We start from the raw sequence: 18,319 nt of genomic DNA, 5'->3' as shown, positions 1-18,319 counted from the left end.
AATACCGATTGATTGAGGGCTGCGGGTTGACTCTTAAACGCAAGAAATTTTATAGCGGACGCAGCCTTTAGATTATTGCCGGCGTCAGAGAGCCGGGCTGAGGCCGTTCGTTTGCTGAAGTGCTCGGCGTTGCCGGGCTGCCACAGTTAGAGAATGATAAACGGCATTCGGTAATTATTGATCAGGGATTGTCTTGTAATTTGTCCGATTGCGGAGCAGTAGCTTCAAGGGCGTCAACACGGGTTATTCTATGGGTTGTTTTCCTGTCGGTAGTACACGCGTCGCCATTGTTGTAGCGCTAACGAGTATATTGGCAAGCTGCACGTCCTTGCCAAGATCCGGTCCAGATCACAAAGATGTCGATCGAGGGGCGGCGGTAAAGGTAACAACGAAGGAGCGTCGCGTCGGTATCGACTACGCCCTGGTTGATCTCAGCAAGAACGTCCTGTCCTATTTCACCTCTCCGCAGCCGACCTCCTTCAAGGGTTTTGGCGGTGGTCGTGGCGGTGCGCCTGAAATTCCGCTCGGTTATGGCGATGTCGTCGAGGTTGCGATTTTCGAAGCGCAGTCCGGCGGTCTCTTCATTCCCTCCGACGCCGGTAGCCGGCCCGGCAATTATATCTCTCTGCCGGCGCAGACCATCGATAGAAACGGGACGATCACGATCCCTTATGCGGGTCGTGTTCCGGCTGCCGGTCGCCTGAAGGAGACCGTCGAGCAGGATGTCGAAGATCGTCTGGCCAGCCGCGCAATCGAGCCGCAGGTTGTTATCACCACGACGACCAACCGCTCCAGTCAGGTAGCCGTGCTCGGTGATGTCAACAATCCTCAGCGCGTTCAGATCAGTCCGGCCGGTGAGCGCATTCTCGACGTCATTTCCGCCGCGGGTGGTTTGACGACCAATAACATCGAAACGAATGTGACGCTGCAGCGCCGCGGCAGAACGGCGACCGTCGCCTACAATACGCTGTTGAAAAACCCGGCGGAGAATATCTATGTCGCGCCGGATGATACGATTTCGGTCGATCACGAGCGCCGTACGTTCCTGGCGCTCGGCGCCGCCGGCACCAGCGGCCGGTTCGATTTCGAAGAGTCGGATCTGACCCTCGGGGAGGCCATCGCCAAGGCGGGTGGCCTGCGCGACGACCGTGCGGATCCGGCCCAGGTCCTGCTCTATCGCCTTGTCCCGAGGAAGACGCTTGCGGCGATGCATGTAGATACGACGCGGTTTGCGGGCGATACGGTTCCGGTGATTATCCGCGTCAATCTTCGTGATCCGGCAACCCTGTTTGCCGCTCAGCAATTCAAGATGGAAGACAAGGATATTATCTATGTTTCCAATTCGGACTCTATCGAATTGGTCAAGTTCCTTGACATCGTAAACTCGGTATCGTCCACTGTTGCCGGCGTGACGGACGACGCACGCGATACCCGTAGTGCGGTGCGAGAGCTCGGGCGTTAATTGAGGAAATGGCCGGCGCCGATCGCAAACGATCGACGCTGGCCTCTTTCCGATAGCGGATTTGATGAAGGAAGCCACTTTTATGGCAAGGTTTAGTGTTCATCGTAAACTTGCATATAGCGGAATTGCCGCGGCAATTTTTGTCGGTATGACTTCGAGCGCCTTTGCGGCTGCTTGCCTGGGTCCTGCAAATCTCACACCCGCAGACGTCGGCGGATTTACCGCCAATCCCGCCGTTCTGCTCGACATGTCCGATCCCCTGGTTCTGTCATCGCGTGTTCGAGCGCTGGTAGGGAGCAGTAACGACGCTCTATTGCCGGTACTCGAGCAGGCCAAGAAGGCCAATGCCGCACAGATGGCGGCGATCGGATCCGGCCTCGGGCGAGCCGCAAACAGTTGCCAAGTCTCCGATCCGCAGTTCAAACTGGCGATCGAAAAAGCTGTTGCCGAGGCGGCCAGCGCCGATCCCAATCTTGCGCCGCTGCTGACAGCCTTTGCAAAGGTTCTGGCTGAAGGCGGGACGGCGGCGCTCGGTCCGGGCACAGGTGCGCCAGCCGCAGCATCCGGTATCGGCAACACTGGTTCAATCGGGCAGACAGGTCCGGGGTCGGATGACGGTACGCCGTTTGACGGCAGCACCACGACTGCCGGCACGCTGAGGGTTTCGGATACGAACGATGAGGACAGCTCGTCCACGAGTTCGACGACCTCGACGACGATAGTCGTCAGCGCGGGAGGAGCGGGGCAGTCGTCCTCTGATACGACGGAGTCGACCAGTCAGAGCATCCCCGTCACACAATAGCTGGAATTGCCTGTAGATCTTAGCGCTTGACGCCTTTGTTGGAGATCGAAATTGCTGTCACCAGATAAACTTACGCCGCGTATCGACGCTTCCCGCGATACGGGAAACGAAGCTGATTTCATCGATTTCGACAAGCTTATCGCAATTGTTCGCCGGCAGTGGCGGATCGTAGCGGTGTGCGCTTTCGCCTTTGCCATTCTTGGTGTCGTCTATGTCCTGACTGCGGTGCCGGTCTACACAGCCGAGACCAAAGTGCTGATCGACCGCAGTGACAATCAGATGATCAACCAATTGGCGGCTTTCGGCCAGCTGGACGATGACGAGGGCACGGTCCTCAGCCAAGTCGAGCTGTTGAAGTCCGATGCGATCGCCTATGCGGTTGTCGACAAGCTGAAACTTGTCGATGATCCGGTGTTCACGGCACAGAAGAACTCACTCTTTTCTGTCGCAACGCTGAAATCTCTGCTGAATTTTCGCTCCTGGTTTGCCGACGACGGGGCCGTTGCTCCCGATGCGGAAATGAAGCGGCGATGGGCTGCGGAAACGGTCGCTGGAAATATCGACGTCGAGCGTGTCGGCAAATCCTACGTCCTCGACCTCAGCTATACCTCGCAGTCGCCGGATCTGGCGCGAGAAATCGCCGCCGCCATCGCCGATGTTTACCTGGTCGATAAGCTCAATTCGAAATATGAGGCGACACGCCGGGCCGGCGAGTGGCTGCAGGAGCGGATCGAAGAACTCCGGCAGCAGGCGCTGGACACCGACCTCGCAGTGCAGAAATTCCGCAGCGAGCATGGGCTTGTCGAGGCAGGATCGGGCACCTTGCTCAGTGAGCAGCAGCTTTCCGAGCTGAACAGCCAGTTGATCAAGGCTCAGGCCGAAACGGCGCAGGCGGAGGCGAAATATACCCGCATCAAGTCGATCATCGAAGCCAAGCAGACCGATGCGATCGTGACCGATGTCCTCGACAGCTCGATTTCAAACGACCTTCGCAAGAAATATCTGGAAGCTTCGAAGCTCGAGGCTGAGATCGAGGCGCGGCTTGGTCCCGACCACGTTCAGGCAGTCCGGCTCCGTGCGGAGATGGCCGAATACGAACGGCTTATGTTCGACGAGCTGAATCGTATCGCCGAGAGCTATCAGAGCGAGCTCACGGTTGCGCAATCCCGCGAAAAATCGCTGCGTGACAGCGTTGATAAGGCAACGGGTGTGGCCGCAACGGCGGGCGAGACGCAGGTGCAGCTCCGCGAGCTCGAGCGGACGCGGGATACTTATAAGAACCTCTATCAAAGCTTCCTGGCGCGTTATCAAGAAGCGATCCAGCAGCAGAGCTTCCCAATTACCGCCGCACGTATCATCACGACTGCGGAGACGCCGACGAAGCCGAGCGCGCCGAAAAGAAGCCTCGTCATCGCTTTCGCCATGTTCCTGGGATGCGCGTTCGGTAGCGGCATTGGAGCTTTCCGTGAATTCCGCGATCGCTTCTTCCGCACCGGTGATGATGTCAAGGATATGCTCGACGTCGAATCTCTTGGCGTGATGCCGCTGATTGAGAACAACGTCGATGATCCGACGCTCGTCGATCCGGGGAACCCGCGGAGCATCGCCAGAGGCGGCAAGACCACGACCTATGTCGAGGAGCATCCGCTGTCGGCATTCGCTGAGACGCTTCGCAGCGCAAAAATCGCGATCGATATCAGTGCCTCCGATCAGCGCTGCAAAGTTATCGGTGTGGTTTCGAGCTTGCCCGGTGAAGGCAAGTCGACGACCGCCATCAATTTTGCCAAGCTTTTGGCCATGCAAGGGGCACGGTGCCTGCTTATCGACGCCGATATGCGCAATCCGGGAGCGACGCGGGCCATCGGCCGCCACGCGGAAGCCGGCTTGCTTGAAGCAATCGTCGACAATCGCCCGCTGAAGGATCTCATTCTCCTTGACCCCAAAACAAAGCTCGCATTCCTGCCGACCGTGGCGCGGTATCGCGTTCCGCATTCGTCGGAGCTGCTTGCGTCGCGCGGTATGGATCAGCTTCTCGAGTTTGCGCGTCAAAGTTTCGATTACATTATCGTCGACTTGCCTCCTCTGGCTCCGGTGGTGGATGCACGCGCCATTAACCCGAAGCTCGACGCGGTCGTGTTCGTGATCGAGTGGGGCAAGACTTCGCGGAAGGTGGTTCAGTCGACGCTGTTGTCCGAACCGGACCTCTATACGAAGTGCGTCGGCGCCATATTGACCAAGGTCGATCCGGCGCAGATGAAGCTCTACCGGACGTTCGGTTCCAGCGAGTATTATTATAAGCGCTATTCGCGATACTATACCGAAAGCTGATGCTCGGCATTCGGCATGTTTCGCGCACGAGAATCGTTTTCCTCATCGTCGCCGTGGTCTTTACGGTGCTGGCCGGCCGAGAACTCTATGCTTCGATAAGGACGGCCAGCATTTCGCTCGTCGCCGAGAGGATAGAACGCGGCGAAACTGTCGCGAACGACGTCACGGCCAGATATGCGGCGCGTACTGTCGAGGTGGTCGAAGGGCACTATTGCCGATCTGACATCGTCGCCGCCGGTGTCACGCTCATTCTGACGCAGCTCGATCGACAGAATGTCAATGTCAACTACGACGCTTGGGCCGCTGCGGCGTCAAATGCGCGTCAATATTTGCGGTATGCCCTCTCGTGCATGCCGACGAACAGCAACTTTTGGCTTCGGCTTGCGGCCGTGGAGTCGAAAATCGCAGAAGAGCCGGTCTCTATTGCGGAAATGATGAAGCGTTCGGTCGTGCTCGCGCCCCACGATCAAGGAATGATTTTGTCGCGGTTTTATTTCTGGAACGATTATACCAGCGTAACCCTTTCCGCTGCAAAGATTGCGCTTGATAGCGATCTCACCACAATGCTGAAACTCGGGGATCGCTGCATGGTCAATGCCGCGATAAAGAAGGTCAACCCGCAGCTCCGCCCGATCTTCGATCGAACTTGGGCGAGCGTAGGAGAGGGGGCGACAGCGCGGTTTCGACAGCGCTGTGGCAGATAATCGTTCTCCGCCATTCCTGAAGAACGTAGCAAGCTTAAGCTGTCTAAACCCGCATCTGAGATGAAACATTGCCAGAGCGGACAAAGCACGTCGTGATAACAACATGTGAGAAATAAAGAGCTAGCGTATCAGCCCGAAAATCGGGATTCGGTTTTCGGAAAGCGCGACACGAGAATAGCGAACGTAACAGCGTCCTTTACGCGTCCGATAAGGCGCCCGTTACTCAGTGATGCCATCGGCAAACTTCGTGACGGCACTGGTTGATAGCAGACAACGTCCGCCGCGTAAGCAGCGGGCGTTGCATCATAGACGGTTTATCGATGATCAGACGGTGGCGCCGGAGACGACGTCCGTGCCCGTGATGTTGAGCGTTAGAACGCCGACATCCGTATGGCCCTGACCATCGGAGATCTTGTAGTACTGGATGGTTTCGGTGATATGGTCGCCCGGAGCGATATCCGAAGCTAGATCATAGGTAAACGAGCCGTCCGCCTTGACATGGAAGGTTCCATAGGTGCCGGCAATGTTCGTTGTTGCGGTCGGGTCGCCGTTTACGCTGGTGTTGGCGAACTGACGCAGGAAAAGATGGCCATTGTCGCCAGGAATGTCGTTGGTCAGCAGATTGCCGCCGATGGCGTCGCCCTCGTTGAAGCTGAGATGGTCGTCAACAGCAATCGGCTTTACCTGAGTGACACCCTGGATATTCAACGTGAATAGGCCGAAATCTGTATGGCCGGCTCCATCGGAGATCTTGTAGGAGACCCGTTCGTGGAGCGTCTCGCCGGCGGTGAAGCCGACCTTTGCAGCATCACTCAATACGTAAGTATAGCTCCCGTCCGGCTTGACGTAGAACGTGCCGTAGTCGCCTGCGATTGCGGTAATCTGATTGTTGCCCTGCTTAGCACCAACGCTCTGCTGGTCGAAGGCGCGTAGGAAAAGGTTGCCGTCGGATGTGTCGTTGCTGAGCAGGTTCCCGGAAATGACGTCTGTTTCCAGAAATGTTGCAGTATCGTCGGTTGCGTGAATAGCCATCTGTGTCTCTCCTTGAATTTGATCTTCGCCGGTCACTTTTGACTTCAGCGGACCGCATGATTAATGGTATATTAATACATGGAGTCAAGCGTGTAGTTAACAACAGATAAGCACTTGCGAGTGTATTGATCGATAACGATACGGGTACAACATGCGTAAGTCGATGAAACTCTTAAATATTATAATTTTAACAATTATTGATCGTCTATGCCGTTGCATTCGTGGCGGATCGTTCTTGGGGTTAGTAAAATCATTATTCATTGGCAAATGTAGTAAGGTTGCCAGGTGGTGTATAACCACGAAGTGTTATTGTGTAGTCACGACGGGTTATTAAGCGGATCTGCACTATCGCAGGACCCTCTCCCTTAGGGTTGTAGCATATCGCCGAAGATAATTTCCCGATAACTGCATAGGGGTTTGGGTTGGGGAACGTTGTGCTGCGCTGGAGCGGGTATATGCCGGCTTCAGCTTGCTCCGGATCACAGTGCGGCAGATGTGCCGAATCCAGGTAGAGCGGGCGTTTTGTCGGGCTCTACAACTTTATCGTGATACAATATTTTGCGTACACTAGAATAATCATGCTTAGAATGTAAGAATATTCCGAGATATCGCGCATTTTAGTGTTTCATTTTAGCGGCCGGAGAGATGTCCGCAGTTAGAAGGTCTTCCATAACCTCGGGAGATCGCAGCATGACCGTCTATTACGTGAATTCAGTGACGGGATCCGACTATAACAGCGGAACCGGTGAGAGTTCAGCCTTTGCGACGTTGTCCGCTGTTGAAGCCTTAAAATTAAATCCTGGCGACAGCGTGCTGCTTGCTGCCGGAAGCGTATTTAACGAACAGTTCGACCTGAAATATTCCGGCACTGTCAGCGCTCCGATCACCATCGGCAGCTATGGCATCGGTGATGCGCCCGTCATTCACAGCAGCAATAACGGGATACACGGTTCCAAGGCTTCGAACATCATTGTCGAGAACATCAAGATCGCCGATACTGGCGCCAACGCGATCTATGCCGGGAGTGTATCGAACTGGATCGTCCGCAACGTCGAGGTCTCGAATACCGGTCTGGCCGGAAAGGCCGGCTCGCTCAGCTTCCAAAGTAGCCAGAACATCACGATCGAGAATAGCACCCTGACTGGTGTGCATGGCGATGGCATTTGGATGGACAAGGTCAAGGGCGTCACCCTCGTCAACAATACCGTTACCAACAGTCAGGGGAGCGTGGCCGACGCCATTCAGCTCAACAACAGCAGCAATATCCTGATCAAGGACAATCATCTCGAGCAGACGGTAACCAATAGCGCCAAGGGCGTCCTGGTGCTGATCCGGGCTCAAGATGCCGTGGTCGAGGGCAATACGCTTATCGGCGGCGGTTTCGGGCTGAGCGCTCAGGCGGGCACGAACATCGCCATCCATGACAATGACATCTCAGGATATGGCGGCTACAGCTGGTCGTACGGCATCGGCCTTGGCGACTCCGGCGATGCGAAAAACTACGACATTAGCGGAAATTACCTGCACGACGGCGTCTACGGCGTCCTGGTCAGCGCTGTCGGCAATCCCGCCTATCTCCGCGAGAACATCATTGTCCACGACAATGTCTTCGACGATCTGACCGCGTCGGCACTGAAGGTCGACAGGCCTGCATCGGGCTCCTTCTACGACAATGTCATCGATAGTTCGGTGTCGACGCTGACGATGCCCGCCGCAATCGCGGCGCAGAACACGTTCTCCATCGGCGAAAACAAGACGCTCGAACAAGCGCAGGCCGAGCTTGACAGCGCAGTGGGCAGCGCGAGCGGCGACACGTCGTCGAGCAATGAGCAGGTAAGCTCTCCGGCGCCCAGCGTAGAAACGCCGGCTGCGACTGTGCCTGCCGCCGTCGTTCCCAAAATTGCCGCCGTCCATGACAGCTTGAAAATTTCGACTGATACCGGCAGCGCCTATCACGGAAATCTTCTTGAGAACGACAATGCGAGCAACGGCACAATACTCCTTCGCCGCTTCGGTGACAGCGCGGTGGACAAGCACGGCCTGACGCTGACCGGAAAATACGGTGTCATCCACGTCGAAAGCGACGGCGATTATAGTTATACGGTCGATGCTGCCAAACTCGCAGGCCTCAGCGGCAAAGTCAGTGAGTTCTTCCAATACAAAATCTCCGATGGCGCTTCCCACATCGATACCGACAGCTTGAGCGTGTCGATCAACGTCGACGCATTCCATGGCAGTCACGCCTCATACGTCCTGGCGTGAGGCTGGACGGGATTCTTGCGCATTCCCGCGAGCCGCGGGCGGTCTCAATTTGCGAGGCAGCCAAGTTTTCGCCAGCGGGCGATACAAAAGACACCCTCTTGATCGAAAAAATTCGCGTCTGCTATGGCCAAAACAAACTATAGATTGCATTTATAGTTAAATTCGTCAGTAAAGGCCGAATTTAAGCTGCCACACGCTCGCCGTTTTTAACCCTTATTGGCGGTTTTGCGATATTCACTTGCTTCGGCTGGTTTGCTTATCGTAGTGTTAAAGTTAGACCCCCTGAAATTGCTCGTGATAAGTTTGTATTTTCGGTCATTTTTCAGTGGGATTTATGTTCTACGTTATGGCGCGCAAGCGGGATCGGCAACGGTGCCGGGGATCCGAAGGCAGCCATGTCAATGATCGGGTTTGAGGGCCTGTAACTGCACTGTGGACCAGCATTCGTTGGTGCGCGATGCGGTAGAAGAGGATTGCTTCGTGTTTCAAATTTCAGCAGCTGACGTCAATGAACCGTCCAAAGCCTTGCGGAAATGCAAAGGAGGACTGATCTTCATTGGTATAGCTAGCGCGCTTATCAATATACTTTATCTGACAAGTTCATTTTTTATGCTTGAGGTGTATGACCGGGTCATTCCCAGCAAAAGCATACCGACGCTGGCTGCCTTGGCAATACTTGCGTTGACACTTTATGCTTTCCAGGGCGCGTTCGAAGTTCTCAGGAGCAGAATGCTCGTTCGCGTCGCCGGTGCGCTTGACGAGATGGTGAATGGCCGGGTGTTTCGGGCGTTGATCAAAGCGCCGCTGAAGGTCAAGATCGGTGGAGACGGGCTTCAGCCCCTGCGGGATTTCGATCAGATAAGAACGTTCCTGTCCGGCATGGGCCCGACGGCAATGTTCGATCTGCCCTGGCTTCCTTTCTATCTCGTTATCTGTTTCCTGTTCCATCCGGCAATTGGATATATCGCGATCGGCGGATCGCTGGTTCTCGCCATTCTGACGTTCCTGACCAACCAGGGCACGCGCACGCTCTCCAAGCGGCAATCGGAAGCCGCCAACATGCGCAACGGATTTGCGCAGAGCTCGATCCGCAATTCCGAGGTCATTCATGCCATGGGCATGGCAGGCACCATGGCTGAGATCTGGGACCGCAAGAACGGCGAATACCGGAACATCACCCGGCAGGCATCGGATGTCGGCAATGGTTATGCGACACTGTCGAAGATTTTCCGTATCGCCCTGCAATCGGGAACGCTGGCAACAGGCGCGATCCTGGTCATTCAAGGTCAGGCCTCTTCGGGTATTATCATCGCCGGTTCCATCCTGACGTCCCGCGCTCTGGCGCCTGTGGAGGCGGCGATCGGAAATTGGCGCGGTTTCGTTTCCGCCCAGCAGAGCTGGGCGCGGCTTGCGAACCTCCTGAAAACAATTCCGGAGATCCAAGCCCCTCTCGCGCTGGCTGCACCTTCCAAGCAGGTCACGGTTGAAGGCGTCGCCAGCGGACCGCCGGCCGGCCAGCGGCTGGTCATCTCCGATATCAGCTTCGGCCTGAAAGCCGGGAGCGCGCTCGGGGTCATCGGCTACAGCGCCTCGGGCAAATCGTCGCTGGCGCGGGCGATGATGGGCGTCTGGCCGACGGTCAGAGGATCCATTCGTCTGGATGGCGCGGCGCTCGACCAGTGGGACGGCGACGCACTCGGCCGGCATATCGGTTATCTTCCGCAGGATGTCGAGCTCTTCTCCGGCACCGTCGCGCAGAATATCTGCCGCTTCGCTAAAGAGATGTCGCCGGAGGCGGTGGTTACCGCGGCGAGGGCGGCGCGCGTTCACGACCTCATTCTGCGTCTGCCGAACGGTTACGAGACCGAAATCGGCGAAGGCGGTGCTGCGCTTTCAGCCGGGCAGAGACAGCGTATCGCGCTTGCAAGAGCGCTCTACGGCGAACCATTCCTCGTCGTGCTCGATGAACCGAATTCCAATCTCGATGAGGAAGGCGAGCGGGCGCTGAGTGCTGCGATCATGAGCGTGCGTGCACGTGGCGGCATCGTCGTTGTCATCGCGCATCGCTCCGGCGTTCTGGCAGTGTGCGACTTCGTGCTGATGATGCAGGAGGGCAGAATGATCGCATTCGGTCCTAAGGAAGAAGTTCTGGCGCGGGTCAGCCGGACCGAGGCAGCGCGCACGCCGATTGCCGAGCGCGTAGCTCAGCTTAAGGTCGTGGTCGACGGCAATGCGGCGGAATAGGCCGGAAGGAAGATCGTGAGCAAAGTTATTAGTGAATCCAAACGCTCCCTCAATCGCCATGTGGCGGTTGTCGGCGCGCTGTCCATTGCGTTGGTTTGCGGCATCGGCGGTTGGGCGGCGACGACGGAACTTTCGAGCGCCGTCATCGGCGAAGGCGTCGTTGTCGTCGACGGCGACGTCAAGAAGATCCAGCATCTGACGGGCGGTATCGTCTCGGAACTTCTTGTCTCCGAAAACGAGCATGTGTCGGCCGGACAGGTTTTGATACGGCTTGATGGAACGGCGACAAGAGCGCAGCTGTCGATTGTCGAGAGCACGCTTGCTCAGCTTTATGCGCGCCGCGCCCGCCTGAAGGCGGAGCGGATCGGCGCCGATTCGTTCGATGTCGAAGAAAACCTCAGCGATCTGACATCCAGCACCGCGGCGCAGCAGCTGCTCGACGGCGAGCGGAAGTTGTTCGACAGCCGCAGGTCGGCGCTGATCGGAATGAAGAGTCAGCTGGCGTCGCGCAAGGATCAATTGGGCGAGCAGATCAAAGGCTTGGTCGTTCAGATCAACGCCACCGGCGATTCCCTCGGCTTGATCGAACAGGAGCTCGAAGCCGTCGATGTTCTCTACAAAAAGGGTCTGGTCACGCTTCAGCGTTTGAATACGCTCAAGCGCGCCCGCGCCGATCTCCAGGGTAACAGCGGTCAGGAAATCGCTGCAAAGGCGGAGGCCGAGGGCAAGGCGATCGAAATCGACCGACAGTCGATTCAGCTGGATGAGGATCGTCGTTCGGAGATCGCAAAGGACCTGACCGATGTCGAAGCTCAGATCGCCGAAAATGAGGAGCGCCGCGGCACTGCGCTCGATCAACTCCGCCGTCTCGACATCACCGCGCCGCTCAGCGGGCGCGTTCACGAATTGTCGGTACACACGGTCAATGGCGTTATCGAAGCCGGTCAGACGCTGGGACTCGTCGTTCCCGAAAACGACGATCTGACCGTCCAGGCGAAGGTCGCCACCCGCGATATCGACCAGGTCCATGTCGGCCAATCCGTCGATGTGCGTTTCAGTGCTTTTGATCAGCGCACGACGCCTGACGTGCAGGCGGTGATCACCTCAATTGCGCCTGATATCGTCAAGGATGAGCGGACGGGGATCAGCTATTATCCGGTGCGCGTCAAGCCGGAGGCTCAAAGTATCGCGAAGCTGAAATCGATAAAGCTCTATCCCGGCATGCCGGCCGAAGTCTTTATCAAGATCGGCGACCGGACCGTCATTTCTTATCTCACAAAACCGCTGACCGATCAGATGCAGCATGTATTTCGTGAGGAGTGATTGGCGCTCCTCGGCGCCGTTGCGGCATTTCGAGGCAGCTGCTATCCCGGTTGGATGCAAGGCTGATTTGCGCACTGAAGCGGACATGACAATCTGTCCTTCATGATATTGTCTCAAGCCTGCTGCAAGGTTGGCTTCAAGGGCCTGCCGGCCGCTCCACAAGGTTCTCCTGCCGGGTGACGTATAGCTCTCGCCGAGATATGGTTCCGTCATGATATGTTTGCGGCTTTGGCGAGAGGCGCCGACCGAGAGGCGACTGGCATCGGGTCTGGTTCTGCTTTTAGCCTGCCTCGTGATGGTTTTGATGACTGGAAAGAGTGATGCCGAGAACCTTCCACCGCTGAAAATAGTGGCTTTCGGAACATCGCTGACAGCGCGCGGGGGATGGCAGCCCGGCCTTCAGACAAGGCTTTCTGCCTGTCTGCAGAGATCCGTGAAAGTCGAGAGCGTCGCAAAGAGCGGCGAGACGTCGACATGGGCTTTGACCCAACTGGATCGGGTCGTTGCCGAGCAGCCGGATATTATTCTGATCGAGCTCTACGCCAATGACGCAACATTGCATCGGTTCGTGTCGCTGGCGCAAAGCCGAAGGAATATTGCCGACATTCTCGATCAGCTTCATCAACGCCTGCCGCGGGCGCGGATCATCCTCATGGCGATGAATCCATTTTCAGGGCTGCGGGGTCTGATCCGTCCTTTTGTCGGTAGCTATATTTCGGCTCATCAGGCGGAGGCACGGAAACGGGGCCTGGAGTTTATCGACTATCGGCCCGATTGGGAGCGTCTGACCCCTGACGATCTGGCCGCTGCAATTCCTGACGGCGCGCATCCGCGGCCCGAAGTCGCTTCTAAAATCATCGTGCCCCAACTCGCCCGGCACATAGCCGGCCGCGATTGCGGAGAATGAATCTCCCCCGCTGAGGGTGTCTGCACCTGTCGGCGGGTTCAACCTGCTGCGAGATAACCCTTCAAATAGTTGACCAGCGACGTCCGGCCGGCATCGGACACGTCTTGATGAGAGGGGCTGTCCAGGTCCTGGAGGAGATAGTCTTTGAGTTCGTCATCGTTCTGGGCGACATAGATGCCCGGGCGGCCGACAAGCTGGCTCACCGTGGCAAGCTGGTGATCGTTTCGGTGCTCGCCAAGAGCCGCCTTCCGCGGAACGAGAATGATCGGTTTGCCGAAACGCTTCGCCGTGAGGACCGTGCCGATTCCCGCGTGAGAAACGATGACAGTCGCATCGCGAAAGACCCTGTCGAAGTCCGCGGGCTCGATATTCTTGATCCATTTCATGTTCTGTGGAGTATAGGTGCCCTTGCCGATCTGAGCCAGCACCGGTCTGGTCAGATCCTTGGCGAAGGTATCGACGGCCTTGACGAGGCGATCAAACGGCAGCTGCGTTCCGACGGTGACAAGGATCAAAGGACAGCTCCTGCGTAATGGGGGCCATCCGGCCGTGAGAGATGTTGCCATTGCGTGAGCCAGAGCGTTGCAATATGGCCGGCCAATTTTCCCGATAAGGACAGTTTCTCCACATTGGCGACGCTATCGATCCAGATCGTTCGCTTGCCCATGAGCCTGCCAGCCAACAGGCAGAACAGGCCTGGAGCTGCTCCCGTCGACAGGATGATATCGGGCTTCAGCTTGAAGACAATGTAAAACGCGCTGAAAAAACACTTGATCGACATAACGATTGAGTCGCGGCTGCAATCGGGCAAAACCAAGCCATTGCTGATATCGTACTTTTTTAAGAGACCGGGAATCGTGGTGGCGAAAAATACCTCGCTACCCTCGAAGGCGGCGCGCATAGCCATCATCTGTTCCCAGTGACCACCTCCGGACGAAGCGGCGAGAATTTTCCGTTTTTTTCCGTCAGTCATATTAGATCCATCCTCGCACTATCTTATGGTTCGCGCTGCTATGGTGTCTCAGCAGATTTAGAGCCCGCTGCGAATTGTTCACATTTTGCGAGCCATGCGTTGGAGAGTGTGATTTCCTATTGCAATGCATCATTTTTGAATGCAATGCAATGCAAGTGGCTCGGCCGGCATTGACTTCGCGAGTGAGGGTGTATCGTCTTGTATCACCTCGAAAGGACAATCGGATGCACAACAACCCCGTACGCGCTTACCGTCCCGATATAGATGGTCTTCGTTCGGTTGCCGTCATTTCCGTTGTGCTATTTCATGCAGGTCTGAGGTCATTTTCCGGCGGATTCGTTGGTGTCGACATTTTCTTCGTCATCTCCGGGTATCTCATTACAGGACATATTTATGGCGACATTCTAAAATCGGAATTCAAATTCACAAGATTCTATGCGCGACGGGCACGGCGCATATTGCCGGCGCTGTTTTTCGTATTGGCTGTTTCGTTCCTGATCGGTTTTCTCCTCCTGTCCCCGGGCGAGTTCAGGAAATTTTCGCATAGTGCCGTTGCCGCCATGTTAGGCTTTTCCAACGTCTATTATTGGCTTTCCAGCAACTACTTCTCGCCGGCATCCGACCAGCTGCCCATGCTGATGACCTGGAGTCTCGGCGTGGAGGAACAGTTTTATATGGTCTTTCCCTGGATCATTTTGTTCCTGAACCGCTATTTCAAGCGAGCCGTGCTTCCCGCGATCGCAACGATTGTCGTATTCTCTTTCATATTTTCCGTCGCAGCGTTGAAGATCAATCCGAGTTTCACCTTTTATCTGCTTCCGACTCGCGCATGGGAGCTGGGGATGGGCGGCATTCTCGCTGTGATGGAGACAAAGGGTTTGCGTCTCGATCGGGGTGGAAGCGCAGCCGTCAATGCCATTGCGTTGATCGGCGCGATATTGATTGTCGTACCGATCTGGTTCTACAACGACTCCACGCCTTTTCCCGGAGCTGCGGCGCTTTTGCCGGTTCTCGGGTCGGCGCTGCTGATTGCGACGCCAAGCTCGATCGTGGCTTTTGCACTCGGTTCGCGGCCGTTCGTTTTTATCGGCCTTGTCTCATATTCCTGGTATCTGTGGCATTGGCCTCTTTTGAGCTTCGCCAGCGTCGCATCCGTCTGGCCATTGCCGCAATCGACGGCTTTGCTCATCGTTGGGATCTCATTTATCCTGGCGGTTCTGACGTATTATCTCGTGGAGAAGCCGTTTCGGCGCCCGGGTCTTTCCAATGGCCGCACACTTTGGCGCTACGCAACGGCCCTGGCGGTTTTCGCGCTTCCTTTCGCGCTGACCGCGCTACTGGCTGGCGTTCCACAGAGATTTGGTTCACAGGTTGCCAGGATTGAAGAGATCGCAGGCGGGCGTGAAGCGTGCCTCGTATCTTATGGTGCAACCGCCCCAGCTCTCGGCAGCAACTGCCAACCTGCAGGCAATAAGCCTGCGATAGCCTTGATCGGCGACAGCCATGCGGCTGCACTTGCGCCCGGATTGCGAGCCATCGCGCAAGAGCGGGGTTACCAGCTTTACGTCTTTACCAAAACATCCTGCCCGCCGCTGACAGACGCCACGCGCTATATGCCCAACCATCCGCTCCATGCTGCAGAATGCTCGGCTTATAACGCCAAAGTATTGGGTTTGCTGCGTGAAAACGATGCGATCAAGAAAGTTATCCTGGCCGGGTACTGGTCTGCTCCGATGCGTGAGGCAGAGACCGGTTCGCGCTATATCAGCCCGGGCGCCAATGGCGCAGAGCAGGCCGAAAACCAAAATGGGCCGACCCTGGAGTCGGCACTTGCATCGCAGGTCGCCCAATTGCGGGCCATGAACAAGGATGTCGTCCTTCTGCAAGACGTTCCACTTTTCAACTTTAACCCTGTCCGTGCCGTGCTCCAGCGTGCGATACCCTTCAGAGCGGCGTTTGGAAGATGGCTCGACGGCGATCGTGATCTGACACCATATGATGCTCCGATGAAAGCTGTCGCGAATTTCAACGATCCGGTCAGGGATATTATCGCGCGTGTCGCGGAGAAATCACCGCCTGGCGTGGCCCTGGTCGATCCTTTCAACGCGCTTTGCCCGGGAGCTCGGTGCAGTTTTTCCGCCGCCGACGGCGCGCCGTTGTTCATAGACAACCAGCATCTATCGACGGTCGGCTCGGAAGTTGCCGCCAGGGCAGTCCTTCCGGCGGATGACGAGGAGAAAATGAGGACGACGTCTTTCTCTGACAAACAGTCTCGGATGACTGGTATTGTGAGGCATATTGATACGCCGGTCCGCTGAACTCGCTTCAGCTCCTGTGTGAACAGTGGTGACCTTCACCTCTTCACATTCCGCAACGAATGCGCCCAAGCGCCGATTCAATTAATGCGCTGTCATCCGCGGCCTCGACGCCATGGGATCGACCAGTTGAAAAATGGGCGGCTTCCAGGGCGCTGGGAGCCGTGCGTCTAGAGCTTTTCCGGGTTAGATTGAAGCATTCTGTTGGCTCAAACGGAGTCGGATGGTCGACCGGCCGGCGCGCGTCGTAGCCCAGCTCTACGGCCAAGCCGGCCGGTCGATCAGCCGGCCCGTTTCAGCCAACCCGGAGGGCCGGGCATCTTTCCGCCAGGATCAGAGGCCATCGGCTCGGACGTACCGAGGGGTATGTCCGTCGCCAATCGCCTCTGCCCTGACGAAAACCTGCTCCGGCAGAATGCTTCAATCTAACCCGGAAAAGCTCTAGGCATCGTGCCTTCCGAAAGATCGCTTCCAACTTTCAGGCCAAGGCGCTAAGCCGCAACAACCTTAGCTCTGAGGCTGATGGATTTGAGATGGCGCCCCAGTGGCTTTTCGATGAACGTATAAATCAAAGCACCGCCACCGGCAGCGATCCCAAAATAATCAAAACTTCTATCCACTGTGTGTGTTCATCGACGAGCCACCGCTCTTCATTCTGCTTAGCGGAAGCGAGACAACCAAGTATGGCCAGAGAATGACTGGCGCCAGCATCATTCCCGCTTCCATCATTGAGCCAACCACGATCAGAAGAATGATTGCAACTTCCTTGGAGTGTGTGGCACGAAGCTCGGTAGAACGTTGGATCGTTACTAGACGGCCGCCCAGGCGCTGAAGAATAAAGGCTGTCCAGGCAATCATGCCCGGTACCCCGATGTTGAGGGCAAGTTCCAAGTAGGTGTTATGGGTGGAGCGTGCGTCGAAGGTCAGCGAGACATATTGCTCCATAATTTCCGGCTGACGGAAAACGGCAAAACCGTAACCAAAAAGAGGGCGATCGTATACCAGAGGCAGCAATTGGTCCCAGATATTAGTGCGTCCGGAAAAGGTAAGGTCTTTTCCAAATGCGTCCGCAATCATTTGTGCAACGCCAAGATAGGCGAAGGATGCCGCCACTCCCAAAATAATGCAGAAGAAGAAAACAATGAAGGAGCGCGCCAGTGAGTTTCTCACGGTTTGCATCATACGTGAGCCGGCCAATGTGGCCACGCCGATAGCCACCATAACAACCGCAGTCGAAGATTTGGAAACAACGATGAGTAGGAGAGTACACAGCAACGCCGCCCAGCGTAGAAGTTGGCTATAGCGTAATGGTCCTCTCGGCATTCCCAGCGACAGCATGGTTATGAAACTGACGGCACAAAACTGACCAAGGCCGTTCTTGTGGTAGAACAGACCCTTAACCATGCCGGCATAGGATCCTCCCATCACAGCATATCTTGGCAAGGCCACGGTATACAGGATGTTCGCAAAGGCCGCGAACATACCAAAGGTCGCCAGAAGCCGGAAGGTTTCAACGCTGCCGTATCGATGCCGGTAAAGCAACGGCGCTACTGTCAGCACGGCGACGGCGGCAACGCCGCGCACGGACGCGCTAAAACTGATGGAAAGCCCAAGGGAAATGATTGAGAGTATAATAACGACGAAAACAAGAACCGGGATCCTACGAAAATAGGAAAGGAAACGGTTTGGTTCCAATACGAAGTAAAGGCCGATCAGCGGAATGAGGCTGTACAGCATCAGTTTCTGCGCAAACGGATCAACAGATGCATCTTCATTGAAGTTTGAGGGATAGCCGTACCACATCCCGGTTGTTCGCAAGAGTGTTAGATAGAACATTCCGGTGAGGAGCACGCGGATAAGCGTTTCCTTTCTGATGCCGCGACGTGGCCGCGGTCGGACGACTGGCCGCAGGATGACTTCCTGGTCCGAAAGATAAGAATGGCCGAGACTCATCCGAGGGTACTCCT

The 18,319-nt window shown here is 56.2% G+C and carries 13 protein-coding genes; 9 read left to right on the top strand and 4 right to left on the bottom strand.

The window, feature by feature from the left end:
• Positions 1–250: 250 nt before the first annotated feature.
• The 4 genes from AMK00_RS16675 to AMK00_RS16660 all read left to right on the top strand — a co-directional run bounded on the left by AMK00_RS16675 (position 251) and on the right by AMK00_RS16660 (position 5,296).
• On the top strand, positions 251–1,462 hold the full coding sequence (locus AMK00_RS16675) for a polysaccharide biosynthesis/export family protein (protein ID WP_064804417.1): 1,212 nt from the start codon (positions 251–253) through the stop codon (positions 1,460–1,462).
• Between the two features lie 82 nt (positions 1,463–1,544).
• On the top strand, positions 1,545–2,264 hold the full coding sequence (locus tag AMK00_RS16670; protein WP_064806283.1) for a hypothetical protein: 720 nt from the start codon (positions 1,545–1,547) through the stop codon (positions 2,262–2,264).
• 51 nt (positions 2,265–2,315) lie between these two features.
• Positions 2,316–4,592: a polysaccharide biosynthesis tyrosine autokinase gene (locus AMK00_RS16665; protein WP_064804415.1), complete on the top strand. Its 2,277-nt coding sequence runs from the start codon at positions 2,316–2,318 to the stop codon at positions 4,590–4,592.
• Entirely contained in the window at positions 4,592–5,296 is a 705-nt protein-coding gene (locus AMK00_RS16660; protein WP_064811130.1) for a hypothetical protein, read from the top strand. The genes AMK00_RS16665 and AMK00_RS16660 overlap by 1 nt, the downstream gene beginning before the upstream one ends.
• Before the next feature lie 324 nt (positions 5,297–5,620).
• Here the strand turns inward: AMK00_RS16660 and AMK00_RS16655 are convergent, their stop codons facing one another.
• Positions 5,621–6,328: an Ig-like domain-containing protein gene (locus AMK00_RS16655; RefSeq protein ID WP_064804411.1), complete on the bottom strand. Its 708-nt coding sequence runs from the start codon at positions 6,326–6,328 to the stop codon at positions 5,621–5,623.
• A gap of 690 nt (positions 6,329–7,018) precedes the next feature.
• On the opposite strand from AMK00_RS16655, the gene AMK00_RS16650 reads away from it, so the two are divergent.
• The 4 genes from AMK00_RS16650 (at position 7,019) to AMK00_RS16635 (ending at position 13,064) form a co-directional block, all read left to right on the top strand.
• Positions 7,019–8,590 carry a right-handed parallel beta-helix repeat-containing protein gene (locus tag AMK00_RS16650; RefSeq protein ID WP_064811129.1) on the top strand — a complete coding sequence of 524 codons (1,572 nt, stop codon included), beginning with the start codon at positions 7,019–7,021 and terminating at the stop codon, positions 8,588–8,590.
• A 480-nt stretch (positions 8,591–9,070) separates the two neighbouring features.
• Positions 9,071–10,834: a type I secretion system permease/ATPase gene (locus tag AMK00_RS16645; protein ID WP_064806281.1), complete on the top strand. Its 1,764-nt coding sequence runs from the start codon at positions 9,071–9,073 to the stop codon at positions 10,832–10,834.
• A gap of 15 nt (positions 10,835–10,849) precedes the next feature.
• Positions 10,850–12,157, top strand: coding sequence for an HlyD family type I secretion periplasmic adaptor subunit (locus AMK00_RS16640; RefSeq protein ID WP_064811128.1), 1,308 nt, complete (start codon positions 10,850–10,852; stop codon positions 12,155–12,157).
• A gap of 211 nt (positions 12,158–12,368) precedes the next feature.
• The gene (locus AMK00_RS16635; RefSeq protein ID WP_064811127.1) at positions 12,369–13,064 is read left to right on the top strand and encodes an SGNH/GDSL hydrolase family protein; all 696 of its coding nucleotides are present in this window, start codon (positions 12,369–12,371) and stop codon (positions 13,062–13,064) included.
• A 38-nt stretch (positions 13,065–13,102) separates the two neighbouring features.
• Here the strand turns inward: AMK00_RS16635 and AMK00_RS16630 are convergent, their stop codons facing one another.
• Together AMK00_RS16630 and AMK00_RS16625 are read right to left on the bottom strand one after the other, a co-directional pair.
• Positions 13,103–13,579 (bottom strand): glycosyltransferase, encoded by a 477-nt coding sequence (locus AMK00_RS16630; protein ID WP_064811126.1) that lies wholly within the window; start codon positions 13,577–13,579, stop codon positions 13,103–13,105.
• Positions 13,576–14,037, bottom strand: coding sequence for a glucuronosyltransferase (locus AMK00_RS16625; RefSeq protein WP_064804398.1), 462 nt, complete (start codon positions 14,035–14,037; stop codon positions 13,576–13,578). Before AMK00_RS16625 ends, AMK00_RS16630 begins: the two co-directional genes overlap by 4 nt.
• Positions 14,038–14,261: 224 nt before the next feature.
• Here AMK00_RS16625 and AMK00_RS16620 point away from each other — a divergent pair, with 224 nt between their 5' ends.
• Positions 14,262–16,355, top strand: coding sequence for an acyltransferase family protein (locus AMK00_RS16620; protein WP_064811125.1), 2,094 nt, complete (start codon positions 14,262–14,264; stop codon positions 16,353–16,355).
• Positions 16,356–16,964: 609 nt separating this feature from the next.
• Here AMK00_RS16620 and AMK00_RS16615 read toward each other — a convergent pair.
• Positions 16,965–18,305: an O-antigen ligase family protein gene (locus AMK00_RS16615; RefSeq protein WP_082240324.1), complete on the bottom strand. Its 1,341-nt coding sequence runs from the start codon at positions 18,303–18,305 to the stop codon at positions 16,965–16,967.
• Between the last annotated feature and the right edge of the window lie 14 nt (positions 18,306–18,319).

It is taken from the genome of Rhizobium sp. N621 (assembly GCF_001664325.1).
Taxonomy (GTDB): domain Bacteria; phylum Pseudomonadota; class Alphaproteobacteria; order Rhizobiales; family Rhizobiaceae; genus Rhizobium; species Rhizobium esperanzae.
This window is presented reverse-complemented; position numbering and strand designations above follow the sequence as displayed.